This window comes from Acinetobacter sp. S4400-12 (assembly GCF_024129495.1).
Taxonomy (GTDB): Bacteria; Pseudomonadota; Gammaproteobacteria; order Pseudomonadales; family Moraxellaceae; genus Acinetobacter; species Acinetobacter lwoffii_C.
Genome location: NZ_JAMXYB010000016.1, coordinates 1 through 18,809, shown reverse-complemented (window position 1 = coordinate 18,809; position 18,809 = coordinate 1). Strand labels below are relative to the sequence as shown.

Annotated in this window: 18 protein-coding genes and 1 pseudogene; 16 read left to right on the top strand and 3 right to left on the bottom strand. The window is 42.3% G+C overall.

All coding sequences use genetic code 11. From position 1 onward, the window contains the following. Positions 1–125 precede the first annotated feature (125 nt). On the top strand, positions 126–1,235 hold the full coding sequence (locus tag NI461_RS08175) for an NADH:flavin oxidoreductase/NADH oxidase (RefSeq protein ID WP_253156979.1): 1,110 nt from the start codon (positions 126–128) through the stop codon (positions 1,233–1,235). Between the two features lie 59 nt (positions 1,236–1,294). After that, positions 1,295–2,221 (top strand): AEC family transporter, encoded by a 927-nt coding sequence (locus tag NI461_RS08170; protein WP_253156977.1) that lies wholly within the window; start codon positions 1,295–1,297, stop codon positions 2,219–2,221. Between the two features lie 75 nt (positions 2,222–2,296). Here NI461_RS08170 and NI461_RS08165 read toward each other — a convergent pair whose 3' ends face one another. Together NI461_RS08165 and NI461_RS08160 are read right to left on the bottom strand one after the other, a co-directional pair. Further along, positions 2,297–3,097 (bottom strand): tetratricopeptide repeat protein, encoded by an 801-nt coding sequence (locus NI461_RS08165; protein WP_253156975.1) that lies wholly within the window; start codon positions 3,095–3,097, stop codon positions 2,297–2,299. 316 nt (positions 3,098–3,413) lie between these two features. After that, entirely contained in the window at positions 3,414–4,139 is a 726-nt protein-coding gene (locus NI461_RS08160; protein WP_174660219.1) for a folate-binding protein YgfZ, read from the bottom strand. A 1,021-nt stretch (positions 4,140–5,160) separates the two neighbouring features. Between NI461_RS08160 and acnD the strand changes: the two genes are divergently transcribed. From acnD to NI461_RS08100, 12 genes and pseudogenes are all read left to right on the top strand, one after another. After that, positions 5,161–7,779: a Fe/S-dependent 2-methylisocitrate dehydratase AcnD gene (gene acnD / locus NI461_RS08155; protein WP_253156974.1), complete on the top strand. Its 2,619-nt coding sequence runs from the start codon at positions 5,161–5,163 to the stop codon at positions 7,777–7,779. Between the two features lie 124 nt (positions 7,780–7,903). Then, positions 7,904–8,125: a hypothetical protein gene (locus tag NI461_RS08150; protein WP_253156973.1), complete on the top strand. Its 222-nt coding sequence runs from the start codon at positions 7,904–7,906 to the stop codon at positions 8,123–8,125. A 4-nt stretch (positions 8,126–8,129) separates the two neighbouring features. Then, positions 8,130–9,065: a hypothetical protein gene (locus NI461_RS08145; protein ID WP_253156971.1), complete on the top strand. Its 936-nt coding sequence runs from the start codon at positions 8,130–8,132 to the stop codon at positions 9,063–9,065. Between the two features lie 133 nt (positions 9,066–9,198). Further along, on the top strand, positions 9,199–9,342 hold the full coding sequence (locus NI461_RS08140) for a hypothetical protein (protein WP_086322766.1): 144 nt from the start codon (positions 9,199–9,201) through the stop codon (positions 9,340–9,342). 120 nt (positions 9,343–9,462) lie between these two features. Next, positions 9,463–9,998: pseudogene (locus NI461_RS08135) on the top strand (DUF4126 domain-containing protein). Positions 9,999–10,304: 306 nt separating this feature from the next. Next, entirely contained in the window at positions 10,305–10,511 is a 207-nt protein-coding gene (locus tag NI461_RS08130; protein ID WP_253156969.1) for a hypothetical protein, read from the top strand. Between the two features lie 259 nt (positions 10,512–10,770). Then, positions 10,771–10,992: a hypothetical protein gene (locus NI461_RS08125; protein WP_253156967.1), complete on the top strand. Its 222-nt coding sequence runs from the start codon at positions 10,771–10,773 to the stop codon at positions 10,990–10,992. Between the two features lie 1,044 nt (positions 10,993–12,036). After that, positions 12,037–12,192, top strand: a complete 156-nt coding sequence (locus NI461_RS08120) for a hypothetical protein (RefSeq protein WP_253157015.1) — start codon at positions 12,037–12,039, stop codon at positions 12,190–12,192. Positions 12,193–12,272: 80 nt separating this feature from the next. Further along, a complete protein-coding gene (locus NI461_RS08115) occupies positions 12,273–12,938 on the top strand; it encodes a pseudouridine synthase (RefSeq protein ID WP_253156964.1) in 666 nt (221 codons plus the stop codon). Positions 12,939–13,201: 263 nt separating this feature from the next. Continuing rightward, a complete protein-coding gene (locus NI461_RS08110) occupies positions 13,202–13,594 on the top strand; it encodes a ribonuclease E inhibitor RraB (protein WP_253156954.1) in 393 nt (130 codons plus the stop codon). Between the two features lie 264 nt (positions 13,595–13,858). Next, complete coding sequence (locus NI461_RS08105; protein ID WP_151205106.1) at positions 13,859–14,305, top strand: SRPBCC domain-containing protein; 447 nt, start codon at positions 13,859–13,861, stop codon at positions 14,303–14,305. 116 nt (positions 14,306–14,421) lie between these two features. After that, positions 14,422–14,760: a zinc ribbon domain-containing protein YjdM gene (locus tag NI461_RS08100; RefSeq protein ID WP_253156952.1), complete on the top strand. Its 339-nt coding sequence runs from the start codon at positions 14,422–14,424 to the stop codon at positions 14,758–14,760. A 640-nt stretch (positions 14,761–15,400) separates the two neighbouring features. Here the strand turns inward: NI461_RS08100 and NI461_RS08095 are convergent. Next, positions 15,401–16,168 carry a hydroxymethylpyrimidine/phosphomethylpyrimidine kinase gene (locus tag NI461_RS08095; protein WP_253156941.1) on the bottom strand — a complete coding sequence of 256 codons (768 nt, stop codon included), beginning with the start codon at positions 16,166–16,168 and terminating at the stop codon, positions 15,401–15,403. A 95-nt stretch (positions 16,169–16,263) separates the two neighbouring features. On the opposite strand from NI461_RS08095, the gene NI461_RS08090 reads away from it, so the two are divergent. Together NI461_RS08090 and NI461_RS08085 are read left to right on the top strand one after the other, a co-directional pair. Then, the gene (locus NI461_RS08090) at positions 16,264–16,911 is read left to right on the top strand and encodes an HAD-IA family hydrolase (RefSeq protein WP_253156939.1); all 648 of its coding nucleotides are present in this window, start codon (positions 16,264–16,266) and stop codon (positions 16,909–16,911) included. Between the two features lie 511 nt (positions 16,912–17,422). Further along, positions 17,423–18,809: BapA prefix-like domain-containing protein (locus NI461_RS08085; protein ID WP_253156934.1), on the top strand; the 1,387-nt coding region annotated here is incomplete at its 3' end.

The following is an 18,809-nucleotide window of genomic DNA, read 5'->3' as shown; positions in this document are numbered from 1 at the left end:
CTGGGACTCAGTCGCCGTATCATCTTTTAAAAAAGCAGCATTCACGTTATAAATAACCAGGTCTCAATGGCCTGTTTATCAGTTTTGCCTGACCCTGATTGAAAATGAATAAAAAGGAAGAACCCATGACATTATTATTTCAGCCTCTCCAGTTCGGTGCATTAGGACTCAGCAATAAAATTGTCATTGCACCCATGTGTCAATATTCTGCAACGGATCAGGGTGAAATTACTTATTGGCATGAACAGCAGTGGGCGAGTTATGCACTTTCCGGTGCGGGGCTATGTATTGTAGAAGCGACGGCCGTGCAACCCGAGGGTCGGATCAGCTATGCCGATCTGGGATTATGGAATGATCGGCAGGCAGAGCAGATCAAGACGTTGCTGACCAAAGTCAAATCAATCTCGCCTATGCCATTTGGTATTCAGCTGGCGCATGCCGGCCGTAAAGCCTCTACTGACAAGCCTTGGTCAGGCCGAGGGCAGTTCAAGCCCGATGAACCGCATGGCTGGCAAACCGTATCTGCCAGTAGTATTCCTTTTCAGGCAGATGAGCATCCTCCTAAAGCACTGAGTGAGCTGGAAATCCAGCAGGTCATTTCTGACTTTGCACACAGTGCCAAACGTGCCGTAGACGCTGGATTTGATCTGGTTGAGTTACATGCTGCACATGGTTATTTATTGCATCAATTTCTGTCTCCGCTGTCGAATCAGCGTACAGATCAATATGGTGGTTCATTGGAAAATCGTATGCGTTTGACTCTGGAAGTGTTCCAGGCGATGAAAGCAGTCGTTCCAGAAGGCTATCCGGTGGGTGTACGTATTTCAGCAACAGACTGGATTGAAGAAGAGCCAAGCTGGGATATTAATGCCTCTATTGAACTATCTAAAGCTTTGGAAGCTCTGGGAGCTGCCTATATTCATGTATCCAGCGCAGGCCTGCATATAGCGCAAAAAATCGATATAAAACCAAGTTATCAGGTACCTTTTGCAGCAGCAATTAAGCCCCAAGTCCAGATTCCAGTGATTACTGTGGGGCTGATTACTGATGCTGAACAGGCTGAGGAGATTTTACAGAAGGATCAGGCCGATGCCATCGCGATTGCCCGGGCCATTTTATATGATCCACACTGGCCTTGGCATGCAGCTGCCCAATTGAAACAGGAAATTAAAATTTCACCCCAATATTTACGTTCTGCACCTCATGGGCTAAATGGTTTATTTAAGCCTTTTTAAAGCCTGTTTCCCCGTACCAGGGCCTATAATCATGCTTCATTTGCAACAGGTTTTTTCATATGATCTTTTCGGTCATTGTACCCATCTTTCTCTTGGTGGGGTTGGGCTACCTCAGTGTGAAATGTCAAATCTTAAAAAAAGAACAGGTTGATACAGTCGGCGCTTTTGTTATTAAAGTGGCTTTGCCCTTGCTGTTCTTTCAAGTTCTGTCTTCTAAAGACCTGCATGAAATCTGGTATTTTGAATACTTTATGGTCTATAGCACGGTTACTTTAGTGCTGTATGTGACCGGTTTCTGGATAATGCGTCGTCATTTCCAGAATAGTTTTTCACATAGCGCGATTTTGTCTCTGGGTGCAGCCATGTCCAATACCGGGCTGATCGGGACGGCTATGCTGACCTTGCTGGTCGGATCACAGGCCCTGACCTATACTTCTCTGGTCGTTATTATTGAAAGTATGCTGCTGCTTCCTATGGTACTGGTACTGGCGGCAATGGGTAGCCAGCAACAATCCAATCTGGGTGGTATTTTGAAAAGTACCATCTTGCCGCTTTTTAAAAATCCCCTATTTGTCGGAGTCATACTGGGCATCAGCTGTGCCGTATTCGAGATCCGGGTGCCGGTTTATCTTGATCAGGTTTTTGCCATGATAGGACAAACCGCTTCACCGCTGGCACTCTTTGTGATTGGCGGCGGAATTGTGGGTACCAGTCTGAAATATGTAAATGTAGAAAGTTGTTATCTGGTGTTTTCCAGCAATATCCTGATGCCTTTATTGATGTATCTGGGGCTCAGCCAGCTGACCAGCTTAAGTCAGGAAATGATCTATGCTGGGACCCTGATTGCAGCCCTACCGATGCCCACCTTGTATGGCATGTTGGGGCAGGCTTATGGGTTAAAGGAACGGACTTTAACTCCCTTATTGATGAGTACTATTGCAGGTTTTATTGTCGCCAGTGGACTGATTACCTTATGGTGGAGCTAAAAGCTGATATTCAAGAAAACGTCCGCATCAAAAAAGCTCCTGTTGGAGCTTTTTTCAGAACTGAAGAAAAAGGGATTAGCTTTTTTTCGCCGGTGCTTTTTTCTGCTCCGCAATCATTTTATCCACTGTGGCCAAGGACTCTTTGGCTTGTGGAATATTTTCCTTTGCCAGTGCCGCAAAGATTTTTTTCGCTTCAGGCAGGTTTTGCGGCACGATGCTGCCATTGGCAAACATGTTAGCCACTGCCATCAGGGCAGGGATATAGCCTTTTTTAGCCAGCTCCTGAATACTGCTCAGCCCTTGCTGAACCGGCTTTTCATCTTTATTTTTAAAACCCAGACTGATGTCATATAGTGCCTTGGCATGAATTGCCTGCAAATTACCTTTATTCAGCAGAGGCTGTAATTTTTGCAGGGCACTTTTGTCAGAGGCGGGTTTACCTTCTGCAAACAGCAGCACAGCCAGATCAATGGTCGCATCATCAAAATTTGCAGCTGATGCTTTTTCTAAATGCTGTTTGGCTTTGGTCAGATCCTGTTTTAAGCCTAAGGTGCCAGCAGCATAGTTTTTTCCAAGGACATAGTTCGCAACCGGATAGCCTTTGCTGGCAGCCTGTTCATAGAGCTGAACGGCCTTTTTCTCGTCTTTGACAGTTCCTTGGCCAGATTGTGTTAAATAGCCTAAGTTGTATATGGCCTGAGCATTTCCCTGACTCGCCAGCTTGTTTAAGGCCTCATAGGCGCCCTTAAAATTATTGGCTTTAACCATTTCTTCAATTTTAGTAAATTGTGGATCAACTGGAACAGCAGCAGTATTGGCCAGCGTGAATTGTGCAGAAACTGCAAGAATTGCAGCGAGTACTAACTTTTTCTTCATGGTTCCTATAACCTTAATGTTTTTTACACCTGATTCCATGGTGTGGTTCTAATCATTGTCCTTCCATCATAAAAGGATTTTGGACTTTGTAAATAAGGAATTTGTCACGAAATAAAAAACAGTTGTTTGACTGGTAAATAATTTAAAATTAGGCATTAATCTGTATTTTTAGCATCAATTATGCATCGATTTTATCTTTAAAGTATGCAGATACTCCCAGAATATGCAGTCAAAAAGCAAGATTAAACGAAAATCGGAAGCTAAAAAGCCAAGCCTAGGAGCTTGGCTTTTTGGATGAGTTTTAAAATAAAAGTGCTTACTGCGGACGTGCCACATCACCACTTAAGCTTTCAGGTAAATCCAAAACCGTGACATCCAGTTCAGTCAAAGCTTCAGGGCGGGCAACCACCAGTGCAATATAGCTATTTTCACATGCGGTACTGTTGACCACCTGGACACCTCGATTTAACTGTTCAGCTTGTGCAGGCGCAGGGCCTGTACCTTGAATGAGATGCAACCAGGCTTTTGGTTTGGCTTTAAACCACAGGCGTGCCACCACTTCCTGTCCTAAATAGCACCCTTTGTCGTAATTGACCCCTTCACGCTGATGCAGACGTAATTCCTGCGGCTGAAACTCTCCGGCAATATCTGCTTCAATCCAAGCTTGTCCGGCTCGAATAGCTTGCTGTTTCCACAGGGCAATATCAGCCTCGGCTGGGGAAAATTCAGTATGCTCACCATGTAAAGTCGGATAAACTGTGCCGACTTCTTCCAGTTTCATTTTTGAAAAAGCCCCGAATTTTTTAATATGTTTGGCAAATTCTTCGGCTTGGTCTTGGGTGGTGACAATTTCAAAGCTTTCTGAATTGATTTTCTTTAGCCACAACCCAAACTGAATACGCCCTTTTAAGCTACAGATGGCAGTATAACGCGTCTGGTTTTCAGCTAATGCTTCAGTATTTAAAGTCACTTGACCCTGAAGGAATTTTTGCGCATCTACACCATTTAGAGTGAAGAGTATAAAAGCAGTAGATGTTGCCATGTTTAGCCTCTGGGTATATTTTCACAAATCATTAATCCTGATATTTTGCAACATACAGGGTAGATAGGCAAACAAAAAGCCCATATTGCTCTAGGCTGAATAAAACTTGTAAAACTGCTCATTAATGAACACGGTTGGGCCTGGGATCTGCGGTCATAGGCAAGCTCATAGGATGTGAGGGCAGTTTGCGGTTATAGTCAAATGTGTCACCGTAGATTCGCATAATTTCCATCATGCCCCGAGCTTCATGATCTAAAAGCTTCAAAACAGAAAGTATGGGGTAATTGATCGATAGTTAAACCATCGTAGGTACTTGTCGTGACAGGAAGAAATTTAAGCTGATCGAAATCATTTTTTTCAGTTTCTGGTCCGACATTGTGAACAGGCTGCAATAGTTTATTGGACCATTCTTTGAGGATTAGGCCCAAGACATCACGAACGCCGGCTCGAGATGTGTGAGTGGCTAATCCCCTGAAGTTAGGATTATTCAGTTCGGTATAATCTTCTATCCGATACAACCATTTGAATTAGCCTTGGTTGATGTATTGGTGGTATCTGCACAAGCGTATTGAATTTTTTCAACACCAGAATTTTTTCACTGGAAGTATGAGCGTGGTTTTATCTTGCCACAGAATATCTATATTATCCGAAGCCGCCAGTTCGCCATTTTCACTTTTTGAAGGCTAGAAATACTGCGGTAAATATAAAAAACATAGTTTTTATAAATACTTAAAAGGTTTGTTTAAATATATAGAATTCAATTAATTTTTATTTCAGCAAATCGATCTCATACTAAAGAATAGGAAGGAAAAGCTAAAACTGCTTAAAAAAAGAACATTTAGAGCGGGTATTCTAAAAAATATATAACAAAATGTTGCTGAAATGCGGATTTTTGCAACTAAGTATATGAAATATAGGTGATTTGGGAAGTGGCTTTTCGGCAGTGTACTATGCCACTTAAGCAATGCTCATTCGTAACAACAATGATGTAGGAAAAAATGATGCAAGAGGCAGGTAAGCTATGAACAAAAAATATCGTAAACCGCTGCAAGGCACCCCGCTGGAATATTATGACGTGCGTCAGGCCGTGGAAGATATTCAGCCAGGCGCCTATGCCAAACTTCCCTATACCTCCAAAGTACTGGCCGAGCAGCTGGTGCGCCGCTGTGATTCCGCGATTCTTGAACAGTCATTAAAAGAACTGATTTACCGTAAACAGGATCATGATTTCCCCTGGTATCCAGCCCGCGTGGTCTGTCATGACATTCTCGGTCAAACCGCACTGGTTGACCTTGCAGGTTTGCGTGATGCCATTGCCGAGCAGGGCGGCGATCCATCCAAAGTCAATCCGGTGGTACCAACGCAATTGATCGTTGATCACTCTCTAGCGGTGGAATATGGCGGTTTTGACCCGGATGCTTTTGAAAAAAACCGGGCGATTGAAGACCGTCGTAATGAAGACCGTTTCCATTTTATTGAGTGGACCAAAACCGCGTTTGAAAATGTCGATGTGATTCCGGCGGGCAATGGCATCATGCACCAGATCAATCTGGAGAAAATGTCTCCAGTCATTCAAAATCGTGATGGCGTGGCATTCCCGGATACTTGCGTCGGTACCGACTCGCATACACCGCATACCGATGCTCTGGGCGTGATTTCAATCGGGGTGGGCGGTTTAGAAGCTGAAAACGTAATGCTCGGCCGTGCTTCGTGGATGCGTCTGCCGGATATTATTGGTGTGGAATTGGTGGGTCAGCGCAAGCCGGGCATTACCGCAACCGATATCGTCTTGGCATTAACCGAATTCCTGCGTAAAGAGCGTGTGGTGGGCGCCTATCTGGAATTCTTTGGTGAAGGTGCAGACAGCATGTCGGTGGGGGATCGTGCGACGATTTCCAACATGACGCCTGAATATGGTGCAACCGCAGCAATGTTCTACATCGACCAGAATACCATTGATTATTTAACGCTGACGGGCCGTGAAGCCGAGCAGGTCAGGCTGGTTGAAACTTATGCCAAACAAATTGGTCTTTGGGCCTCAGACATGACACAGGCGGAATATCCGCGTGTGCTGCGTTTCGACCTTTCTACCGTGACCCGTAACATCGCAGGGCCTTCCAATCCGCATGCACGTGTTTCAACGGCGGACCTGAAAGAAAAAGGCATTGCCGGGAATCTGCAGGCTGCACGTGCCCAGGAAGCAGAAGGCCTGATGCCAGATGGCGCGGTGATTATCGCTGCGATTACCTCATGTACCAATACCTCTAATCCGCGCAATACCGTGGCAGCAGGGTTGCTGGCACGTAAAGCCAATGAATTGGGCCTGGTGCGTAAACCGTGGGTGAAATCATCGTTTGCCCCGGGGTCTAAAGCAGCGGCTTTATATCTGGAAGAAGCAGGAGTACTGGGTGATCTGGAAAAACTGGGTTTCGGTATTGTCGCTTATGCCTGCACCACCTGTAACGGCATGTCGGGTGCGCTTGATCCGAACATCCAGCAGGAAATTATTGACCGTGACCTGTATGCCACAGCGGTGCTTTCAGGTAACCGCAACTTCGACGGACGTATCCATCCTTATGCCAAGCAGGCATTTTTGGCTTCACCGCCTTTGGTAGTGGCCTATGCCATTGCCGGAACCATCCGTTTTGACATCGAAACAGATGCATTAGGGCATGACAAAGACGGTAACCCGATTTACTTAAAAGACATCTGGCCGTCGGATGAGGAAATTGATGCCTTGGTCAAAGAATCGGTTAAACCGGAACAGTTCAAGCAGGTGTATATCCCGATGTTTGATCTGGGGGAGCGTGAGCAGGCAGCAAGTCCGCTGTATGACTGGCGTCCGCAAAGTACCTATATCCGCCGCCCGCCTTACTGGGAAGGCGCACTGGCTGCACCACGTACACTCGCGAATATGCGCCCACTGGCAATTCTGGGTGATAACATCACCACGGATCATCTGTCACCATCGAATGCCATCATGCTGGATTCGGCAGCGGGTGAATACCTGCACAAAATGGGGGTGCCTGAAGAAGACTTCAACTCTTATGCAACGCACCGCGGTGACCATTTGACAGCGCAGCGTGCGACCTTTGCCAATCCGAAACTGTTTAATGAAATGGTAGTGCGTTCTGACGGCAGCATCAAACAGGGTTCAAAAGCACGGGTGGAGCCGGAAGGTGAGGTAATGCGGATGTGGGAAGCGATTGAAACCTATATGAACCGCAAACAGCCGCTGATCATTATTGCCGGCAAGGACTATGGTCAGGGCTCAAGCCGTGACTGGGCGGCCAAAGGGGTACGTCTTGCCGGGGTGGAAGTGATTGTAGCAGAAGGGTTTGAGCGTATTCACCGTACCAATCTGGTCGGTATGGGAGTATTGCCGCTGGAGTTTAAACCGGGCACGGATCGTAAAACCTTGAAGCTGGACGGGACGGAGCTGTATAGCGTGATGGGGAATATTGCGCCGCGTTCTGATCTGACTTTGGTGATTGAACGTGCAACTGAGGATGGCAAGAATCAGATTATTGAAGTCCCGGTGACCTGTCGTCTGGATACTGAGGAAGAGGTGTCTGTCTATGAAGCCGGTGGGGTATTGCAGCGCTTTGCACAGGATTTCTTGGAAGGGAATGTGGCTTAATTTTTGTTAAATCCTCCCCAGCCCTCCTTTTTAAAGAGGGGTTAGGGGAGATTAAAGTTATTGATATTGTTTGGAAAACGCTCTAATGTGAATTTGGGCGTTTTTTATTTCTTGGAGTATAAATTTGGAAATCTATAAAGATATCGATAATGATTCTAACGTAACGCATTACGAAATTGGAGAAACCTATATTAGGGTCAAATTTAATGGTACTGCTAAAATTTATACCTATAGTTATCGAAGTGCAGGTGTTGACAAAGTAGAACGTATGAAACAGCTAGCTAAAGAAGGAAACGGTCTCAATGCATATATTAAATTAAACACAAATAGCCTTTACGAAAAATAAGAATATGAAATTTAAAAGCAGAAACTTAAGAGCGATTGCAGAGTGCATTATTGGTGACAATAAATTCTTCAAATATAGAAGTAGTATGTATATCACTGAGTTTTTTGAGGAATGTGATTTACCATTTCGCCACGACGGTTCAACACGTTGGGTTTGGACGGCTGATAGATTAGCAGAGTTATTGGAAGAGCCTTGTACTCCAAATATGTTGCCACCAAACTTTGTACATGTATTAACAGTTTTAATGCATAAATCTGAAGCTATTGACGATGATCCTCAACGGACTAATGCTTTATTTGAATTAAATAAGCCTTTAAGTCGGGAGGGGTATGAAGCTTTTTACGGAGCTGATAATAATTTATATATTAAAAGCTTAAGTAATAATCAGACGATAAAGCCTGTGGAGAATCCACATCGAATATTTTCAGAAACAGAAATTAAAAAAAGAGCAGAGTTAATAAGTTATTTAGACAAATGTTCTGAGGATCAGCTTATTGAAAATATTTTATTACCATTATTCCGAATTCTAGGTTTTCAACGAATTACTGTAGCTGGACATAAAGATAAAGCATTGGAGTATGGAAAAGATATCTGGATGAAATTTACACTACCTACACAACACATAATTTATTTTGGAATTCAGGTAAAGAAAGGCAAATTAGATTCTTCAGGCATTTCGAAAGCTAGCAACCATAATATTGCTGAAATTTATAATCAAACAACAATGATGTTGGGTCATGAAATTTTCGATCCTGAAACGAATAAAAGAGTATTGGTAGATCATGCTTATATCATTGCAGGTGGTGAAATCACAAAAGCAGCAAGAAATTGGTTAGGTAATAAACTAGATGCAAATCGTAGAAGCCAAATTATTTTCATGGATAGAGATGATATTTTGAATTTATTTACAGTAAATAGTATTGAAGTGCCTAAATTATAGTCTAATTTTGCGAATACATTTTAGAAATACTACTTCGCCCAAACGCCCACATCACTCGTCGAAATGGACAATAGACATTCATCATAAGAGGGTTATACTAGATCTACCATTTCTAAAACTATGGAGAACAAAGATGGTTACAGCTGGTCAAAAACCCGGAACAGGCTTCTATTTTTGTGTCAAATGCGGCCACCGCACCTACTTAGAAATTGGTACTGATCGTTTACCCCCGTGTACCAAATGCCTTGGCAATCAATTCAACAATAAGAATGCCTAAGCAGCATAAATAAAACAGTTACTCCCTGTTTTAAAAAAAGCCCTATTATTCCATAGGGCTTTTTTGTTACTTTAAATCTAGAACTTTATAAAAAGCATCAAGCACTAGATGGGCATATATATAGAAACAGTATTAGGTTTATGCCTTGGCTTAGCCTAGCTTAGATGCAGCCTGTGATTTGCGCGTATTTGTTTCCTTGTTGCTGATGAGTATTGCTGCTCTCATAGGATGGTTTGAACCAATGAGAAGTTTTGAATATTTGGCAAAACTATTCGTCGGTATCGCTTGGCGTATTGCTATCTTCTGTGAAATCGCAACTTACTATATGCCATGGGGCGATAATTTCTTAGACACCATAGCGACCCCGGCAGAAAGGCTCGCGGGCACACTCACCAGTATGGTTGTCAGTAATGAAGCAATGTCACAGTTTGCCAGTTGGGCCAAGGCGATTATTGTAGGGAGTGATACGGCAGGGACCGTATAAATGAGTACAGTCAATGCGCGTGGCCTGTCGACTGTAACCACAAGGAGTTGGCAATCCTGTGCTATCTAGCAAGGAGGAATAAATCGGCTTATTGTCTGTCTTGTCATTTTGAGTGCCAGTATTGGGCGTTGTTCTGGTTGTGAAGGTGATATGGGCCGTGCATTGGCTATAACAGAAGAAATAGGAAGATATAGATTGTTCTGTGATACGGATCTAATTTTCATTAATTTGACATTGAATTTTATAAAAACCTCTCATACCACTTAAAAAGCCAAGACAAATTTCTCAATCAGGCAAAATCTATTTTTTAAACTATTTTTCTCATAATTAACCGTCTTTTTTATTCAATTTCAAAAAACTATCATCTTTTATAAAAATGATTGATTTTTGCGCATTATCGGTTTAATTTTATAAACACATACTTTTTTTATGGTTTTTTGAAGGTTGAAAATTCTAAAAAAACATGGGGGAACTAAAAATGATAAAATTTATTGTAGATGAAAAACCGATAGCCCAAGGTACACACCTAATACACAATGCAACGATCGGCTGTGAGGATTTACCCGCATTTGACGATCAAGTTGTGCTGGGGTATTTCGCCAATTATGCACTGGCTTATCAGCGTGCAAGAGTGAATTGGCCGACTGAAAAAGTAGAAGGTTGTAGCAAATGCTGTGCTGTATAAGACCGGTCTAAAACTTAAAAAATTAATTCTGATAAAACTCCACTCCTAAGGTGGGGTTTTTCAATATCTGCTCATGCTTAAACTACTTAATTCTTATCTAGATGCTGAATTATATTGATTTTTATATATTTAATTTCACCTCGACTCTCAGAATGTCTGACTACACCAAAGCTATGATTAAGGCGAGGAATAGAATTTGAAAATTGATCGAAAAACCCCCATATAAATGATAAGACTTATAGTGTTAGGAACGGCTCAATTGCAACATTATCTCGATCTGAATCATGATTCAGGTGTGGCCAATTATGAGATTGGTAGAGAGTTTATTCGGGTTCAATTTAAGAAAAGCTCAAAAATTTATACCTATAGCTATAGTAGCGCAGGCTATCAGCATGTCGAAAATATGAAGCAGCTGGCTCAATATGGCGATGGCTTGAATGCCTATATCAATCATCATACCCGTCATCTGTTTGTGCATTAAACCTGTTCAGATTGTGGTGATCAACCTGATTAATCAAAAACTTTTATAGGCCTTTAACAATGGGCTAGATGAGTGACAGGTGGATTTGGCCTGATATTGTTATATAACCTGAATATCATTTTCCGTAAGCGTTTTCCTGCCAGACTGGCATTAATTCTATTTGAATGTAATTAGCTTGATTGAGTGGTGATGGCTTTTGATCTATCTGAAACATTCTAATTCAAAGTTAGCCTTATTAAATCAGGGGCTGACTAGAGCTGAGTTATCTTTACAGTCCATCAGTAGAATTTAATCCAAGTACAATAATAGGCCATGCTTTTAAAATGACTGCTGTAAAAACTCACGTATAAAAATACCGTGAAAACTGGTTTTTCCAGAAGAAAATAGCATCAAATAAGGGAGAGGGGAAATATTTTTCGATTCATAGATGTCTAAAGAAATAAATTTTCAAAAATCCAGAAAATTAAAAAAACATAGGAAATTAATCCCGTCGGGTTTTATCTATTATATCTCTCAAGGGTGTGATGGGATCGAAAAGAGTAGCATGCTGTGAGCGGCGCAAAACGCGAGTGCAGTACGTACCCAAAAGGTCTCGATTCGGCTTAGGACGCTATAGATCAAAAGTTTATAGGCTATAAGATCATTTCTTACAAAGAGTGATAGTTGAAGTAAACCATTCAGAGTTTTCCCAACACCCTAAAGAATTCTCAAAGAATAACCAGAGAAGAACTAAAATAAATCAGCTGTTGATTATCCTTCCAGACTTGCAGCATATACATATAAGCCTTCATTTCTTCTGCATCAATCTGCTATTTTAGCCTCAGACGCTTCTATACAAGCTCATCTAAATCCCGCTGTATGAGTAGCGCTTTATAGGGTGTAGATTTATTGATGTAGTTTTTAATGAGCTTATTTTGAGGCTCTTGATTACTTTAGAACCCCAACAGAGAGGAAGCTTTTATGTAAATCAGCTTATAAAGGCTATGCGTTGCAGATTGAAGTCGAAACTATAAAAAATAAGTGTAAAAATATCAAAGGAGTTGATTGGAGGCTGATGAATCAGTTTATTCAGAAAGCAGGCTGGGGAAAATCAAGTTGGCCAATCAGGGGTTGTTTAGTATTGAAGACCGGGACAGCAATACGCCCTATCTGAAGAAAGTCCGGGTGGTATCAACAGTTGAATACTATCTGGCAGAGTAGCCGGTACTTTAGGGGGCTGGATTGACAGGCGGAAGACGGCTTGTTATTTTGCCGGTTTTCACCTGATTCTTCACTTGCACATGCCGATTAACGACGACTTTGTCTATGCTCCGCCACAGGACGCGCTACAGATTCTTTATGAAGATGAAGATCTGGTGGTGATTGAAAAGCCGGCCGGATTATTGTCAGTTCCGGGGCGTTTGCCCGAGCATCAGGATAGTGCCTATTTACGCATACTCGAACAGTATCCACAGGCAAAAATTACTCACCGTCTGGATATGGCAACGTCAGGTATTTTAATGTTCGCCAAACATCGTGCGGCCGAGGTTGCGGTCAGTAAAATGTTTCAGGCAAGAACGGTTTCCAAACGGTACGTGGCCTTGGTGCAAGGCCAGCTCAAAGGCGAAGGTTGTGTAGATGTGCCCTTAATTACAGACTGGGAAAACCGCCCACGTCAGATGGTGCACTATGAGCTGGGGAAGGCAGCCCAGACCTTATATCATTCGCTTGAATATTCTGCGGAACAAGATATTAGCCGGATTTTACTGACACCGATTACAGGTCGCTCACATCAGCTCAGAGTGCATATGCTACATATTGGCCATCCGATTACCGGAGATAAACTTTATCATCCGAAACCACAGCGCAGTCCTTTAAAGCGGATGGCACTGCATGCCAGTCAGCTGATGTTCGAGCAGCCTTTGAGTGGAATTAAGGTTGATATTCATGCCCAAGTTCCATTCTAGCCGATTTAAATACATTTGCTTTGAATATCAGTCTTTGCCTTTTTTGCTGGATTTCAATAGCTGCGTATTTTCTAAATATAGGGTTGGGGCTATCGGGTTTCTCAGGATTGAATGTGGCTGACTTCATACAAAGCTTTATGTATAAAAATCATATGTTTGTTTTTGTTTAAGAGCGCATGTTTTTTTGTAGGAAACTCGATAATGGTTTGAAAATCAGTTAATCTAGCAGCACAATAAAACACCATCAGAATAAGGACAGGTTTATGTCACGCGATTACAAAAAATTCCCCGATGATGAAAATGGCAATGTGTTGTGGCAAATGCACCAGGATGGCGATGATCTGGATGAAGCGCATGAAATTGAATTTTCAATCGTCTTTAGTGATGAAGATCAGGCCGATCGCTGTGCGCTGCATTTATTAAAAGAAGAACAGAAAATCAGCCTGTTTCAAGATGAAGAAAGTGACACCTTGGAATGGGTCATTACCATTTATATTTATATGGAACCGGCCTATGAGGATATTAGCGATCTGGAACAATGGTTTAGTAAAATTGCTTCCGAGTTTCAGGGCGAATATGATGGCTGGGGCTGTATGGCCTATGTGTATGATGACGATCTGGATGAGGATGAGAATAACTCGCCGCTCAACAGTTAATCTTTTGTAGAATGATCCAATAAAAAACCCGGTATTGCCGGGTTTTTTATTGGCTTTATTTTTGTTTCTTACCTGAGAGGAGTTGAAAAATGTGCCTCAGCGTCAATCTGGAGGAACGTTTGGCAGATTCTGGATACAGAGCAATAATATATATACCCGGATGGCTTGGATAAAATATAAAGCTGATTGAGATGAGCGATGGCATGGTCAGGATCAGGAAGATCCTTTCCTTATAATAAATATAAATAAAAAGGCTGAGCCGAAATGAGTTATACCGTCAAAATGTATCGTGTATTTAGTGCGCCGCCCGAACGGGTATATCGCGCTTTTGTCGATCCCGGTGCAATGGCGAAGTGGCTGGCGCCGCATGGGTTTATTGCCGCAGTCGAGTATGCTGAGATCAGGCCGGGCGGGCGTTATCGAATTACTTTTACCAATTTTTCGACCGGTACTCAGCATTATTTTTATGGCATGTATCATGAGGTTATTCCCAATCAGCTACTGCGTTATAGCGATCAGTTTTCTACACCGGAATCGGAAGGAGAAATTGAGGTAACGGTTATCTTTGAAAAAGTCTCTGTTGGCACTGGTCTGCATATTATTCAGGTCGGCTATCCGGATCTGGTGCCTCCGGCGGTAAGTCATCTCTGCTGGCAGGAATCGTTACAACTTTTATCTTGGCTGGTAAACCCGCATATTTCAGATATTTGAGTTTCTCGTCGAGACAGAAAGGCTTCTGTTGCCGAGCCATGGGTTTATGGGTCAAAGATGCTATACTGTTTCTTTATTTTTGATTTTTCTATATTTTTTATTTCGTTGAGGTCACTATGGCTCTACCAAACTGTCCGAAATGTCAATCTGAATATACTTATGAAGATGGCGACCTGCTGATTTGTCCTGAATGTGCATATGAATGGAAAGAGGGCGAAGTGAGCGAAGAAGAGGTTAGCATTAAAGACGCATATGGAAATGTCCTGAATGATGGTGATACGGTTACAGTTATTAAGGATCTAAAACTTAAGGGTTCTTCTTCGATTGTTAAAGTAGGGACTAAGGTGAAGAACATCCGTCTTTTGCCTGATGCCGGTGATGGGCATGATCTTGATTGTAAAATTGAGGGCATGGGCGCAATCAAACTGAAATCGGAATATGTAAAGAAAGCATAAAGGCTGGCTTTAGCATTTAGCATTTAACATTTGGCTGTAGATCTAGATCTGGCGGGATCTTTGCTCTACAGCTTTTTTATAGGGAGCTTTTAATCTCGTTCTTTACGGTTCAGCAAGAAAACAGAAAAACTTTTATAATTTTAGGTCTATCATAATTATAAAAATCGCGAGTTTACAGATAAGGTCAAAACTAGAACTCCTCATTAAAATTGCTCTCTGCCTAGAAAATCTTGACCTTTTTACAGCGCGAAGATCGGGCCATATCTCAGCTGGAGTTTTGTGGTCACGACTAGGCGGCATTTTTCATATCGAGATTCAGGCAGGGCAGGCGACAATTCAGTCCTCTATGGTGTTGTTCTTTGCTAGCAAGAAGCTTATTCATATGGAAAGCGGCTTGTGGCTGATGGATTAAAATAAGCCGCGAAAATAGCAGCAATGGCCTTAAATACGAGGAAGCTGATCAAAAGTTTATAGCCTGAAGACACTGGATAAAAAGTTCATATGAGGCGTTTTGAGTTGAGCAGTACAGACCAAGTGTGCAATTCATGTCAAATCCTCCTATATTTAATAAAACAATCCTATCCAGAACAATAGTAGCAATTAAAAAAAGCCTGAATGACTCAGGCTTTAATTTTTGATCTTAGAAACGCTTTGGAATTCTCTGACCATTCGGGACCGGGATGTCGGCATTTTTTAATACGCCAAATAACCAGGTTTCAGCATGCTGTACCGCTGTTTTCAGCTGGTCGCCTATTGCCAGACGTCCGGCTATAAAACTGGCCAGAGAGCAGCCTGAGCCATGATATTCGCCTGCCAGGCGCGGGCAGCGGGTTTCATTTACCAGTTCGCCCTGAATGTACAGGCTATTTTGAATATATTCTGGGGTATCTTCATGACCGCCTTTGACCAGAACCGCCTGTGCGCCCATTTCAAACAGCTTTTTAGCTGCGCGTTCTAAATTCTGTTCACCAGTCAAGGCGCGTAACTCAACCGTATTTGGCGTTAAAACTGTAGCCAGTGGAATGAGTTGGGCAAATGCTTGGACCAGAGTCTCCTGATTGCCCAGAGAGCCGCCACTATTGGCGACCAGAACCGGATCGAGCACATAGAGATAATCAGGATGTGCTATTAAAAACTCGGCCAGCGCGGCAATATTGTCGGTGGTCCCCAGCATGCCGGATTTCACACAGCGTATGGGCAGATCATTCACGACTGCATTGGCCTGAGCCAGAAGTAAGTCCCTTGAGGTAGCTTCGAAGCCAAATACCTGCTGCGAGTTTTGAATGGTAAGTGCAGTACAGGCAATTGCAGCATGAGCACCACTTTGACCGATGGCTTCAATATCTGCTTGAAGACCTGCTCCACCAGATGGGTCTAAACCTGAAAAGCAAAGTACCGTAGGGCGCAAAATGATGTCCTTTTATTCATGAAAAATTATCCTAGTATAGGCAAATTTGGCTAAACTCTCGATATGAATTTATATAGGTTTTCATGGGGAAAGTGATGATACGGAATATTTTGATTGATCTGGATGGGACTTTAACTGATCCAAAAGTTGGAATTACCGCTTCTGCCCGTTATGGTCTGGAGAAAGTCGGCCATCCGATTGGCGATGAAATCAATATTGACTGGATTATCGGTCCACCCTTGAAAGCCTCTCTGGCCAAAATTTTAAATATTGAAGTAAATGATATTCTGGCTGAACAAGCCCTGATGGGTTATCGCGAGCGTTTTGCAGTTAAGGGTCTGTATGAAAACCATGTGTTTGATGGGGTGGCAAACACGCTGGTTGAGCTGAAACGCCGTGGTTATTGTTTATTTGTGGCAACAGCGAAACCCACTGTTTATGCTCAACAGATTTTGGAGCACTTTGAACTGGCTGAATACTTTATTGAAATTTATGGCAGTGAGCTCAATGGCGATAGAACCGATAAAGCAGAACTGATCCAGTATATTCTTGAGCAACAACAGTTGCAGGCCAATCAGTGCATGATGGTCGGTGATCGTGAGTACGATATTTTGGGGGCACGTCAGAATGGGATCGAATCGATTGCTGTGAATTATGGTTATGGTAGTGAAGAAGAATTAAAGCTCGCGCTGCCAAAATATAAGATAGAAAAATTTAGTGATTTGTTAAATTATTTTAAATAGATTTTAAAATATTTGAATTAATTTTTCTTTTTTAAAATCTATAGTCAGTCATAAATAATGGCTATATATTAATCTTTTAGTTGATATAATGTACAATGAATATATATATATAAAATATAATTTATTTAATAATAAGATATAAATAATAAATATTGTGTTTAATTTATGCTAATTCAAGCTGTTTATTGTTTTTTATTGTAATAAATATAATTCTTGTAACAAAAATACAACAAAATATATTTAATATTATATTTATCAATATGTTGTGTATAGATTAGTTTGTTTTCATATGAATAATCACCTATAAAATATAGGGGATTTTCTTTTTTTTATTATTTTAAATCAATTATTTATATTGATTTTTTTATCCTAATCTTCTATCAATTTTTTTATTAAAGATATGAATAAATGCAGGACTTATTTATGTAATTCTATATTCTTGATTTTGGTGCTATGTAACTTTTGTTGGTTTTTAGAAATTAATACGCTGTATTTAAATTAAGGACTTCAAATGGTAGATATAGACATAATCTCGCCTGAAAACGGCAAGCTCATTCAAAGCATAAATACGAATATTGTGAAGCTTACACAAAGTTCTATTGTTAAGATAAATCTAAATACTGAGGAAGTAGCTACAATTACCCGTCAAGGTAATGCAGCAGTTATTACACTCAAAAATGGTGAAAAAATAACGCTGGAAAATTACTTCGATTTCCCGGCTGAATCTAATAAAATTATTTTTGAAAATGATGGTGAATTGTATTGGGCGCAGTTTACTGATGCCTCCGGCGCCATTTTAGACACGATTAATTACATTCCTTTGGAGCAGCTCGCCATTGAGGAGTCGGTAGCTGGACTTGCTATTTCACCATGGCTTATTGGGGCAGGCCTTGCTGCAGGTTTAGGCGGGGCAATTGCAGCGGTACAAGGTGATTCGAATAGTAGAGGGGACTCGGACAGCGACTCGGACTCGGATAGTGACTCGGACTCAGACAGCGATTCAGACTCAGATAGCGATTCAGACTCAGACAGCGATAGCGACTCAGACTCTGATTCAGACAGCGATTCGGACTCAGACAGCGATTCAGATTCGGACAGCGATTCGGATTCAGACAGCGACTCTGATTCAGACAGCGATTCAGATTCGGACAGCGATTCGGACTCGGATAGCGACTCAGACAGCGATAGCGACTCGGATTCAGACTCGGATAGCGATTCGGATTCAGACAGCGATTCGGACTCGGACAGCGACTCTGATTCAGACAGCGATTCGGATTCAGACAGCGATTCAGACTCGGACAGCGATTCGGATTCAGACAGCGACTCGGATTCAGACAGCGATTCAGATTCGGACAGCGATTCGGATTCAGACAGCGATTCGGACTCGGACAGCGACTCTGATTCAGATAGCGATTCGGATTCAGACAGCGACTCGGATTCAGACAGCGATAGCGATTCGGACTCTGACAGCGACTCGGATTCAGACAGCGATTCAGACTCGGATTCAGACTCTGACTCGGATAGCGACTCGGATTCAGACAGCGATTCGGACTCGGATTCAGACTCGGATAGCGATTCGGATTCAGACAGCGATTCGGACTCGGATTCAGACTCTGACAGCGATTCGGATTCAGACAGCGATTCAGACTCGGATAGCGATTCAGACTCGGATAGCGATTCGGATTCAGACAGCGATTCAGACTCTGACTCGGATAGCGACTCGGATTCAGACAGCGATTCAGACTCGGATTTAGACTCTGACAGCGATTCGGATTCAGACAGCGATTCAGACTCGGATAGCGACTCAGACTCGGATAGCGATTCGGATTCAGACAGCGATTCGGACTCGGATTCAGACTCTGACAGCGATTCGGATTCAGACAGCGATTCAGACTCTG

Coding starts and splice junctions, on each gene's coding strand:
- NI461_RS08115 (WP_253156964.1), top strand. CDS start 12,273: ATGCCGATTAACGACGACTTTGTCTATGCTCCGCCACAGGACGCGCTA.
- NI461_RS08130 (WP_253156969.1), top strand. CDS start 10,305: ATGATAAAATTTATTGTAGATGAAAAACCGATAGCCCAAGGTACACAC.
- NI461_RS08145 (WP_253156971.1), top strand. CDS start 8,130: ATGAAATTTAAAAGCAGAAACTTAAGAGCGATTGCAGAGTGCATTATT.
- NI461_RS08100 (WP_253156952.1), top strand. CDS start 14,422: ATGGCTCTACCAAACTGTCCGAAATGTCAATCTGAATATACTTATGAA.
- NI461_RS08105 (WP_151205106.1), top strand. CDS start 13,859: ATGAGTTATACCGTCAAAATGTATCGTGTATTTAGTGCGCCGCCCGAA.
- NI461_RS08110 (WP_253156954.1), top strand. CDS start 13,202: ATGTCACGCGATTACAAAAAATTCCCCGATGATGAAAATGGCAATGTG.
- NI461_RS08175 (WP_253156979.1), top strand. CDS start 126: ATGACATTATTATTTCAGCCTCTCCAGTTCGGTGCATTAGGACTCAGC.
- NI461_RS08170 (WP_253156977.1), top strand. CDS start 1,295: ATGATCTTTTCGGTCATTGTACCCATCTTTCTCTTGGTGGGGTTGGGC.
- NI461_RS08140 (WP_086322766.1), top strand. CDS start 9,199: ATGGTTACAGCTGGTCAAAAACCCGGAACAGGCTTCTATTTTTGTGTC.
- NI461_RS08160 (WP_174660219.1), bottom strand. CDS start 4,139: ATGGCAACATCTACTGCTTTTATACTCTTCACTCTAAATGGTGTAGAT.
- acnD (WP_253156974.1), top strand. CDS start 5,161: ATGAACAAAAAATATCGTAAACCGCTGCAAGGCACCCCGCTGGAATAT.
- NI461_RS08090 (WP_253156939.1), top strand. CDS start 16,264: ATGATACGGAATATTTTGATTGATCTGGATGGGACTTTAACTGATCCA.
- NI461_RS08165 (WP_253156975.1), bottom strand. CDS start 3,097: ATGAAGAAAAAGTTAGTACTCGCTGCAATTCTTGCAGTTTCTGCACAA.